10 protein-coding genes and 1 pseudogene are annotated in these 10229 nt (G+C 70.4%); 2 read left to right on the top strand and 9 right to left on the bottom strand.

The window, feature by feature from the left end; all coding sequences use genetic code 11:
• The 3 genes and pseudogenes from FPV16_RS22810 to FPV16_RS22800 all read right to left on the bottom strand — a co-directional run.
• Positions 1 to 231, bottom strand: a pseudogene (locus FPV16_RS22810) (amino acid ABC transporter permease); the annotation flags it as partial.
• Between the two features lie 2 nt (positions 232 to 233).
• Entirely contained in the window at positions 234 to 1394 is a 1161-nt protein-coding gene (locus FPV16_RS22805; protein WP_227440825.1) for an amino acid ABC transporter permease, read from the bottom strand.
• A gap of 177 nt (positions 1395 to 1571) precedes the next feature.
• Positions 1572 to 2567, bottom strand: coding sequence for an amino acid ABC transporter substrate-binding protein (locus FPV16_RS22800; RefSeq protein ID WP_227440824.1), 996 nt, complete (start codon positions 2565 to 2567; stop codon positions 1572 to 1574).
• A gap of 288 nt (positions 2568 to 2855) precedes the next feature.
• Between FPV16_RS22800 and metC the strand changes: the two genes are divergently transcribed.
• Positions 2856 to 4043 carry a cystathionine beta-lyase gene (metC, locus tag FPV16_RS22795; protein WP_227440823.1) on the top strand — a complete coding sequence of 396 codons (1188 nt, stop codon included), beginning with the start codon at positions 2856 to 2858 and terminating at the stop codon, positions 4041 to 4043.
• Between the two features lie 187 nt (positions 4044 to 4230).
• Here metC and FPV16_RS22790 read toward each other — a convergent pair whose 3' ends face one another.
• The 5 genes from FPV16_RS22790 to FPV16_RS22770 all read right to left on the bottom strand — a co-directional run bounded on the left by FPV16_RS22790 (position 4231) and on the right by FPV16_RS22770 (position 8919).
• On the bottom strand, positions 4231 to 4827 hold the full coding sequence (locus FPV16_RS22790; RefSeq protein WP_227440822.1) for a pyridoxamine 5'-phosphate oxidase family protein: 597 nt from the start codon (positions 4825 to 4827) through the stop codon (positions 4231 to 4233).
• Entirely contained in the window at positions 4824 to 5165 is a 342-nt protein-coding gene (locus FPV16_RS22785) for a lipid-A-disaccharide synthase N-terminal domain-containing protein (protein WP_056149667.1), read from the bottom strand. The genes FPV16_RS22790 and FPV16_RS22785 overlap by 4 nt, the downstream gene beginning before the upstream one ends.
• 88 nt (positions 5166 to 5253) lie before the next feature.
• Complete coding sequence (locus tag FPV16_RS22780) at positions 5254 to 6039, bottom strand: glycosyltransferase family 2 protein (RefSeq protein ID WP_227440821.1); 786 nt, start codon at positions 6037 to 6039, stop codon at positions 5254 to 5256.
• On the bottom strand, positions 6036 to 7760 hold the full coding sequence (locus tag FPV16_RS22775; RefSeq protein WP_227440820.1) for an ArnT family glycosyltransferase: 1725 nt from the start codon (positions 7758 to 7760) through the stop codon (positions 6036 to 6038). The genes FPV16_RS22780 and FPV16_RS22775 overlap by 4 nt, the downstream gene beginning before the upstream one ends.
• A gap of 145 nt (positions 7761 to 7905) precedes the next feature.
• Positions 7906 to 8919: a GlxA family transcriptional regulator gene (locus FPV16_RS22770; protein WP_227440819.1), complete on the bottom strand. Its 1014-nt coding sequence runs from the start codon at positions 8917 to 8919 to the stop codon at positions 7906 to 7908.
• Between the two features lie 80 nt (positions 8920 to 8999).
• Here FPV16_RS22770 and FPV16_RS22765 point away from each other — a divergent pair, with 80 nt between their 5' ends.
• On the top strand, positions 9000 to 9698 hold the full coding sequence (locus FPV16_RS22765; protein WP_227440818.1) for a DJ-1/PfpI family protein: 699 nt from the start codon (positions 9000 to 9002) through the stop codon (positions 9696 to 9698).
• A gap of 3 nt (positions 9699 to 9701) precedes the next feature.
• Here the strand turns inward: FPV16_RS22765 and FPV16_RS22760 are convergent, their stop codons facing one another.
• Positions 9702 to 10175 (bottom strand): winged helix-turn-helix domain-containing protein, encoded by a 474-nt coding sequence (locus tag FPV16_RS22760; RefSeq protein ID WP_227440817.1) that lies wholly within the window; start codon positions 10173 to 10175, stop codon positions 9702 to 9704.
• Between the last annotated feature and the right edge of the window lie 54 nt (positions 10176 to 10229).

Here is a 10229-nt window from a genome sequence, read left to right as displayed (position 1 = left end):
CGCCACCTCCGGCCGGCAGGCGTCCCCCGACGCCCCGGTCCAGACCGCGTCGACGACCAGGAAGCGGAGGGCGATGGGCAGCGCCCAGGCGAGGATCCCGAGGATGGCGAGCGTCGTCAGGCTGTTGCCGAGGCTCGAGAACAGGTTCCGGCGCAGCCATCCGAGGGGGCCGCCGATAGCGGCGGGCGGGGCGCGCGAGGCGACGAGATCGGTGCGGACAAATCCCTGCATCCTCAGCGCTCCACCATGGTCACACGGCGATTGTAGAGGTTCATCAGGAAGGCCGTGGCGAGGCTGAGCGTGAGGTAGACCGCCATGGTGATCGCCACCACCTCCACCGCCTGGTTGGTCTGGTTGAGCACGGTGCCCATGAAGACGTGGACGAGGTCGGGATAGCCGATCAGCACGGCCAGCGACGAGTTCTTGGTGACGTTGAGATACTGGCTGGTGAGCGGCGGCACGATCGCCCGCATGGCCTGGGGGACCACCACGAGGCGCAGGGCCTGGCCCCGGCTCAGCCCCAGGGCGGCGGCCGCCTCGCCCTGCCCGCGCGCGACGCTGGAGAGGCCGGCCCGCACGATCTCGGCGATGAAGGCGGCGGTGTAGGTGGAGAGCCCGAGGACCAGGGCGGCGAATTCCGGCAGGATCGGCAACCCGCCCTCGACATCGTAGGGGCCGCGTGCCGGCCAGTGGAGCACGACCGGATGGCCGGCGATCCCCAGTCCGATCCAGGCGAGGCCCGGCAGGAGGACCAGCAGGGCGAGCCCCGGCCGCCAGACCCGGACCGGGGGCAGGCCGGTCTCGGCCGCGCGGCGCGCCCGCCGTCGCAAGACCAGCAGAGCGACGATGCCGGACAGGACAGCGATCGGCACCAGCCAGGCGGCGCCTGAGAATTCGGGGGCGGGCAGGACGAGACCGCGCTGCGAGACGAAGGCGCCCCCCAGGCTCGCGGGAGCCTCGGCCGAGGGCAGGGCCACCCGCACGGCCACGTACCAGACGAGGAGCTGCAGCAGCAGCGGCACGTTGCGGACCGCCTCCACATAGGCGGAGGCCAGCCCCCGCGCGAGGAGGTTCGGCGACAGCCGGGCGATGCCCACCACGAAGCCGATCAGCGTGGCGAGGACGATGCCCAGCGCCGCGGCCAGCAGCGTGTTGCAGAGCCCGACCAGAAACGCATCGAGATAGGTCGAGGTCGCGGCCGCATAGGGGATCAGCCGCTGGCTGATGTCGAACCCGGCATTGCGCGAGAGGAAGCCGAACCCGGCGACGATGCCCTGTTTCGCGAGTTTCTGCGCGGCATTGGTGGAGGCGACGTAGACGAGCCCGGCGACGGCGAGCGCCAGGAGGATCTGGAGCGCCACGGCGCGCAGGGAGGTCTTTCGGGATTCAGCCATGACGGACTCCTCCGCGCGCGGCCCCTCTCGCCTCTGCGGGAGAGGGGGGCCTTCGCGTCAGCGAAGGTCGGGTGAGGGGAGCGCCCTCTCCGGAAAGACCTGTGCCGGCCCCTCTCCCGCCCGCTCCGCGGGCACCCTCCCCCGCGAAGGGGTTAGGGTCGCGCTCCCACACCCCCCTCACCGGATCGGAGGCCCGTATTGCAGGCCGCCCTGGTTCCAGAGGGCATTCAGGCCGCGCGGGATCTTCAGCGGGGTCTGCGCGCCAACGTTGCGCTCGAACGTGTCGCCGTAATTGCCCACATGGCGGACGATCCGGTAGGCCCAGTCGGTGGTGAGGCCGAGGCCCTCGCCGTATTTGCCCTCGAGGCCGAGGATGCGCCGCATGTCGGGGCTGAGGGCGGTCTTCCGCCTCTCCTCGACATTGCTCTGGGAAATCCCCGCCTCCTCGGCGTCGATCATGGCGTAATGGGTCCAAGCGACGAGATCGCGCCATTGGTCGTCGCCCTGGCGCACGCCCGGCGCGAACGGCTCCTTCGAGATCGCCTCGTCGAGGATGACGTGCTCGTCCGGATGCGCCGTCTTCAGGCGTTCGCCGTAGAGAGAGGACTTGTCGGTGGAATAGGCGTCGCAGCGGCCGGATTCGTAAGCGCCCAGCGTCTGCTCGCTATTGGCGAAGGTGACGACCTTGTATGTCAGCCCGCGGGTGCGGAACCAATCGGCGAGGTTGAGCTCGGTGGTGGTGCCCTGCTGCAGGCAGATCGTCGCCCGGTCGAGCTGTTTCACCGACGTGATGGCGAGGGACTTACGCACCAGGAACCCCTGCCCGTCATAGAAGGTGATGACCGGGAAGTTCATGGCGGCGGTGTCGCGGGACAGGGTCCAGGTGGTGTTGCGCGACAGGACGTCGATCTCGCCCGATTGCAGGGCGGTGAAACGCGCGGCCGAGGATTGCGGGATGAACCGAACCTTGGCCGGATCGTCGAAGATCGCCGCCGCCAGCGCCCGGCAGAAATCCACGTCGAGCCCGCGCCACTGGCCCTGGCTGTCCGGAATGCTGAACCCCGCGACCCCGCCGCTGACGCCGCAGACGAGATGCCCGCGCGCCTTCACCTGGGCGAGGGTGCCTTGGGCGGGACCGTTCTGGGCGAGGGCGGGAGTGATGCAGAAGAGCATGACTCCTCCCATCCAGACCCTCATCCTGAGGTGCTGCAAAGCAGCCTCGAAGGAGTCCTCCAGCCAGCATCGAGCGATCCGGAGGGCTCCTTCGAGGCCGCCGCTGCGCGGCGTCACCTCGGGATGAGGCGGGCGGGTCGGATGAGGCATCGACGACGCCGGGAGACCGTTGATCATGCCCGCGCATTGCAAAGGATTGGGCACTGCGGTCAAGGGCTTCCGCTTGACGCCACCGCACAGGCCGGGCTCAGGTTGCGGCGCAACCACCCTCCCCCCATACCGGTTTCCATGTCGAACACCCCTCCCCGCGATCCCGCCCGTTTCGGCCCGGCCACCCGCCTCGTCCATGCGGGGCGCGACCCCTCCGCGCAGCACGGTTTCGTCAACACGCCGATCTATCGCGGCTCGACGGTGCTGTTTCCGACCTATGACGACCTGCAGCACCGGCGCGGGCGCTACGATTACGGCACCAGCGGCTCGCCGACGATGGATTCGCTGACCCAGGCCTGGAGCGAGCTCGCGGGCGCGAAGGGCACGGTGCTCACCCCCTCGGGCCTGGCCGCCCTCACCGTCGCCCTGATGAGCGTGGTGAGCGCAGGCGACCATCTCCTCGTCACCGACAGCGCCTACCGCCCCACCCGCATCTTCTGCGACGGGGTGCTGAAGCGCTTCGGCGTGGAGGTGACCTATTACGATCCCCTCGTCGGCGCCGGCATCGGCGACCTGATGCAGCCGAACACCAAGGCGGTGCTGGTGGAGGCGCCGGGTTCGCAGAGCTTCGAGATGCAGGACGTGCCGGCCATCGCGGAGGTGGCCCGTGCTCGCGGCGCGGCCGTGATCATGGACAATACCTGGGCGACGCCGCTGTTCTTCCCGCCGCATGAACGGGGCGTCGACATCGCCGTGGAGGCGGGCACCAAGTATCTCAGCGGCGGCTCCGACCTGCTCCTCGGCCTCACCTCGGCGAACGAGCGATACTGGCCGGCGCTCCACCGCACCTTCGAGCATTTCGCCATGTGCGCCGGGCCGGAGGATGCGTTCCTGGCCCTGCGCGGCCTGCGCACGATGAATCTCCGCCTGCGCGAGCACGAGCGCCAGGGCCTCGCCATGGCGCGCTGGCTCCAGGGGCGGCCGGAGGTGCTGCGGGTGCTCCACCCGGCCCTGCCGGAGGATCCCGGCCACGCCATCTGGAAGCGCGACTTCTCCGGCTCGTCCGGCCTGTTCGGGGTGGTCCTGAAGCCGGCCCCGGCGAAAGCCGTGGCGGCGATGCTGGACGGACTCGAACTGTTCGGGATGGGCTTTTCCTGGGGCGGCTTCGAGAGCCTCGTCATCCCCTTCGATTGCCGCACCTACCGCACCGCCACGCGTTGGGAGCCGGGCGGGCCGGGGCTGCGCTTCCATATCGGTCTCGAGGAAATCTCGGACCTGCAGGCCGATCTCGATGCCGGCTTCGCGCGGTTGCGCGCGGCGATGTGAGGCGCTCTTCGTAAGACACGGCGCACCGTCATCCCGGGTCGCCGAAGGCGAGACCGGGAACCAGAACCGCTGCCGGTGCATCGCCTTGCGCAGCCGGCGCTTCTGGATTCCGGGCTCCGCTACCCGGCCCCGGAATGACGGCGGATAACGATCGTGAGGGGGCTTTCCAGAACGGAGAAAGGGTTTTTCATGGCGCCAGCCAGGTTCCCGCCCAGCCGTCGCCGTCTCGCGTCCAGGCGGCGCGCCGATGTCCCCGCCGATCGAGGAACAGGAATTCGAGCCGGGTCGCGTTGACCACGACCGCACAGAAATTCGGCCGGCCGGCGGCGATGCTGGCGTCGGTCTCCGGCAGGGAATAGGCGTCCCCCGAGGCAAGTTCGGCCCCGGGCTCCGGTGCCACGCCGTAGCAGACGAGGCTCATGGCGAGCGATCCGGCCCAGGCGGCATCCGCCAGCGCATCGTCCGTATGGAGCACGGCCGTACCCGAGACCCGGATCTGGACCTTGCTTACCGAATCGTAGCCGTGCAAAGCCGCCCGGCCGGACGCGGCGATCTCGGCGGCTTTCCGCGAGCGACGGTCGCAATGGAAGCGCAGGCTCCCTGCCCCGGAATCCGCCTCGCGCAGGACGATGGTGCGCACCTGCGGCGCGCCCGCCTCGTCCACCGTGGCGAGGGCCGGCATGTGGAAGGCGTTGCGGCGGAGAGCCGGCCCGTCCTCCAGAAGCCGCCAGAGATGGGCCAGACTCGCATCGAGATCGTCGAAGAACGCCGGCAGGGGTGTCATGGAACCGCGTCCGCCCCGGGCTTGCGCCGCTTCTCCTTGAGGATCAGCGCGACGTTGCGGAGATAGATGCCCGTCGAGAGGGCCTGCCCGAAGATGATGACCGGCTCGCGCCGCACCAGCCCGTAGACCAGGGTCATCAGCCCGCCCGCGATGGAGAGGAACCAGAACGAGAGCGGCATGACGCTGCGGCCGGCCTTCTCGCTCGCCAGCCATTGCAGGATGAAGCGGGCGCCGAACACCACCTGGGCCAGGATGCCGAAGACGAGCCAGCCGTCGAACTTGGTGACGAAGATGTCGTAGGCGTAGCCGCCCAGGTCTTCCGAAAGCTGCATCAGCACGGGTTCAGGCCTCCCCACCGGTCACGAGAGCGCTCTGCGCCGAAGTGGATGCCGGTTCGGTAAAAAAAGAGCGCGGCAAAACAGAATTCTAGAGCTGCTCCCGCCCCAACGTGGTCGGGCGCAGCTCCGGCGCGACCTCCACCGCCTCGGGCGAAGGCCGCTTGCGGCGGATCAGCCACCAAACCCCCGCGAGATCGAGGAGCCCGACCCAGAGGCGGTCGAACAGGCCGTAATTGGAGCGCCCAGTGAAGCGGGGCCGATCGACCACGTCGGCATGGACGACACGGTAGCCCTCGCGGGCGACGAGGGCCGGCATGAAGCGGTGGAGCGCATCGAAATAGGGCAGCGCCCGATACACGTCGCGGCGGAACACCTTCATGCCGCAGCCGGTATCGCGGGTGGAATCCTTAAGGATGCGGCCGCGCACGCCGTTGGCGATGCGCGATTGCAGGGTCTTCAGGCGCCCGTCCTTGCGGCCGACGCGCTGGCCCTGGGCGAGGCCCGTGCTCCGGCCGCCCTCCTCCAGGGCCGCCACCAAAGCGGGGATGAAGGCAGGATCGTTCTGGCCGTCGCCGTCGAGGGTGGCGACGAGGGCGCCCCGTGCCACGGCGACGCCAGAGCGGATCGCCGCCGACTGTCCGCTGCTGCGGGCATGGCGGACCACGCGCAGCCAGGGCCGGCTGCGGCGCAGATCCGCGAGGATCGCCCCCGTGGCGTCGGTGGAACCGTCATCCACGTAGATCACCTCGAATGGGTCGAGGCTCGAACAGGCGCGCTCGATCTCGGTGACGAGGCTCTCGACATTGCCCGCCTCGTTCTTCACCGGGACGACGATGGACAGGCGGATGGAGGAGGCTGTGTCGGTTTGGGTCACGGGGTCACCGCATAGGCCGAGAGGTCGATCCGCCGGCCGCTGTTGATGTTGAAGCCGGAGACCCGGCCGACCGGGGCAGCCTTACCGCTTGTCTCCGCCCGCCGGAACTCGTCCAGGAACGGCTCGGTGATGAAGACGAGGCGGCAGCCGCCATGGGCTAGGAACGCGGCCGCCTCGGCACCGGTGTTCATCATGGCGAGGTCGGTCCCGATGAGGAAGACGAGACTCGGCTCGCGGTAGCCGAGGCTGGCGACCTTCGGCGCGGCGCAGGGCAGCCCGTCACGGAGGGCAGCGAGACGCGGCGAGACCTTCAGCGCCGCGAGCACCGGCTGGGTCAGGCCGAACACCGCTGGCGAGAGCAGGGCCGAGGCGAGGACGGCCGTGACCAGGGCCCGTTCGGGCAGGCGGCGGGCGAACAGGAGGAAGGCGAGTATCGCGGCCGCCGACGAGGCCAGCAGCAGCGGCAGCCCGGCGACGGGGATCACGTGGTCGAAGGTCCAGGCCACGCCGACGAGACCGAGGGTCAGCCCGACCGGGATCAGCACCACCAGGGCGGCCACGGCTTTCGCTCCCCGCCTGTCCGAATCGAGGGCGCCGCGCGCCACGGCCAGGATGGTGAGGATCGCCACGGCCGGCATCAGCGGCAGGACGTAATGCGGCAACTTCGTCGGGACGGCCTCGAACAGGATCCAGGCGGGCACGATCCAGGCGATGAGGAAGGCGACGGCGTCGTCGCGCCGGCTGGCGAAGGCGAAGGGCGCGCTCAGCGCCGCGAAGGCGGCTCCCGGCCAGAAGGTGGCGAAGAACACCGCCAGATAGGTGCCGGGCGGCGCGCCGTGTTTCTCGGCGGCCCCCCCCACCTTGCCGAGCATGTCGTGGCCCACCGCCTCGCCGAAGAACGCGCCGCCGCTCTTCCAGGCGATGGCGACGAACCAGGGGGCGACGATGGCCAGGGTCAGCCCGAGGCCGAGGCCGGGACGCAGGTCCATGAGCCAGCGGCCGGACCGTTCCTTCACCGACAGCGCGAGCGCGGCGAGCCCGACGAAGAGCGGCACCATCGGCCCCTTCACCAGGATGCCGATCGCCATGGCCAGCCAGAACACCAGAAGGGTCGTGCGATCGGGCCGGCCCCGCGTCCGGCCGGGCGTGATCCGCCCGAGCCAGACCCGCGCCAGCGCGCCCATCGCGGCAACCGAGCAGGCGGTGAGGAGGGCGTCGGTCTTGGCGAGGCGCGCCTCCGCCGAGATCATGATGCAGGCGGAGAACAGGAGGGCGGCAACGAGCGCGCCGCGGCGCGGCAGGAAGGCGAGGGCCGCCCAATAGGTCAGCAGACTCGCCAGCAGCGCACCGATCAGCGAGGGAACCCGGTAGAGCGCGATGGTGGTGCGGGCGTGGTCGACCCCCAGGGCCTCGGCCCCCTTCACCACCGCGGCCTGCGCCCAGTAGATCCCCACCGGTTTCTTGTGCCGCGCCTCGCCCTGGAAGCGGATGTCGACCATGTCGCCGGTCTCGATCATCTGCTTCGAGGCCTGGGCGAAGCGCGGCTCGTCCCGGTCCATCGGCTGGAGCGAGACGAAGCCCGGCAGAAAGCAGGCGAGGCAGAGAGCCAGGAGCAGGGCGCAGGCACGGGCATGGCTTGCGGAGGCCGCTCCGATCAGCCCGTCGAGGAAGCCCGCGTCTTCGCCGGGCGGGACGGCATGTCCGGCATCGGCGGTTCTCATGAGACGGGAGGAGTTGGGGCGGACATGGGGCGGCTCCGGGCCGACGGTCAGCCCCTGACGATCGGTCGATGCCGCGACGGGCGGCGGTGTCGATGATGCGGGCGGGAAAGTCAAACGCGCCCGCATCGGGCGAGGGCTGCCAGGATCACGCAAAAGCAGCGAAACGACGGCGATACTCGCCGGGCGTCGCCGCGATCCGGCGCAGGAAGACCCGCCGCAGGGTCTCCTCCGCGCCAAAGCCGCAACGTTCGGCGATGCGCTTCACCGGCAGGTCGGTGTCTTCGAGAAGCCGGCGGGCGGCCTCGAAGCGGATGCCCTCGATCGCCTCGGCCGGGCTGCGGCCGGTATCGGCGCGGTAATGCCGGGCGAAGCTGCGAGGGCTCATCCCGGCCCGGTCGGCCAGGGCGGGAATCGTCAGGTCGGCGCAGAGGTTGTCGGTGATCCAGGCGTGGAGGCGACCGAACCGGTCGTCGCCGCCCTGAAGCGAGAGGGCGGTGCTGAACTGGGCCTGCCCGCCGGGGCGCTTGAGGAACACAACGAGGTGACGCGCCACGGCCAGGGACATCTCCCGCCCGAGATCGGCCTCCACCAGGGCCAGGGCGAGATCGATGCCGGCGGTGACCCCGGCCGAGGTCCAGAGCGCGCCGTCGCGGATGAAGATCGGGTCGGCCTCGACCAGGGCCTTCGGATAGCGGGCGCGCAGCGCGGCACAGCGGGTCCAGTGCGTGACGACGCGGCGGCCGTTGAGGAGGCCCGCCGCCCCGACGAGGAAGGCCCCGGTACAGACCGAGGCGACGCGGCGCGACAGGGCGGCCCGGCCCGACAGCCAGGAGACCAGGCCGGCATTGTCGAGCTGGGCATCGACCCCTCGCCCACCGGCGACAATCAGCGTGTCGATGGAGCCGGAATCCGGGATCAGCCCCTCGGCCGTCAGCGCGAGACCGGACGAGGTAACGACGGAGCCGGCGCGTTCGGCGACGACGCTGACGCGATAAGGAGCCGACCGGCCGGCATCGGCCGAGAGGTCGTTGGCGGTGGCGAAAACCTGGAGCGGACCGGCCACATCGAGGAGCTGCACCCCCGGATAGGCCAGGATCGCCACGGCCAGGGGCAGTTCTCCGAGCGGAGGGTTTGGCAGGATGCGAGGGTTTTTGGTCATGTCGGCCGGCAGCCTGCGCCGGTATCGTCGGATCTGTCCAGCCGCAGCCTTTTCGTCGCCCCCTCACGGAGACCCTTGCCATGCCGCAGACCGAGATCCGCTTCGAGATCGGCCTCCTGACCTTCGAGGGCGTGCAGCAGCTCGACCTCACTGCGCCCTACGAGGTCTTCGCCTCGCTGCCCGGCGCGCGCGTCCATCTCGTCGGCCTCGACCGCACCACCGTCACCAGCGCCACCGGCCTGCCGCTGACGCCCACGACGGATCTTACCGCCTGCCCGCCCCTCGACCTCCTCTGCATTCCGGGCGGGATCGGCGTGAACGCCCTGATGACGCACGCGCCGGTGCTCGATTTCGTACGCGCCCAAGCCGAGCGGCCGATCCTCGTCACCTCGGTCTGTACCGGCGCCCTCATCCTCGGGGCGGCGGGCCTGCTGCGGGGCAAGCGGGCGACGACCCATTGGGGCGCCCTCGATCTGCTGGCGGCGTTCGGGGCAATCCCGGTCGACGAGCGCATCGTGCGCGACGGGCGGATCATTACCGGCGGCGGCGTCACGGCCGGCCTCGATTTCGCCCTCGCGGCGGTGGCGGAACTCGCGGGCCGGATTGAGGCCGAGACGATCCAGCTGGCCCTCGAATACGCGCCGGCCCCGCCCTTCTCGGCGGGCCATCCCGGCACGGCCTCGCCGGAGGTGGTCGCGGCCGCCCGCGCGCGATTCGCCGCCTCGCGCGCCGCCCGCGAAACGATCATCGCGGGGATCACCCGGAACGGGCGGTTCTGAGCCTCAGGCGTCGTCGGGCCCGGAGGCGAGGGCATAGACCGCGTCGCCGAGGCGCTGGAACGGACCGTCGGCCCCTGAGCGCTTCCACAGCCGGGTGTTGAGGGCCGCCACCGGATCGATGCCGGGGACCGACAGGCCGCGCAGAGTCAGACCCTCCAGGATCTCCGCGGCGTGGAGGGGACGACCCGCCTCCTCGAGGATCTCGGACGCCGCCTCCATCAGGAGACGGCCCTCGCGCCGGGCCTGCGACCGGTCGCCGCCGGATTCGGGGGCAGGCTCCTCGTGTCCCGGAAAATCCGGTCGCGGGGCGATCGGGGTCGGATCGCCCCGCCCGTCCCCCGCCCCTCCGGCGGGTCCGGATATCTGGCGGCCGATAGCGAGGAAGAGCGTGAGGTCGGCGATGGCCCGCTCGATGCGGGCCCGCTCGCGATGGAGATCGGAGAGGCGCGCCTCGGCCTCGGTTTCCGTCAGGAACATGTCGCACCTCTAGAATATTCCAATTGCGGAATATCTAGCAAAGGGCCGATCGGA

This window comes from Methylobacterium sp. W2 (assembly GCF_020662345.1).
Taxonomy (GTDB): domain Bacteria; phylum Pseudomonadota; class Alphaproteobacteria; order Rhizobiales; family Beijerinckiaceae; genus Methylobacterium.
The sequence above is the reverse complement of the archived record's forward strand: the minus strand, read 5'-3'. Positions and strand labels throughout refer to the sequence as shown.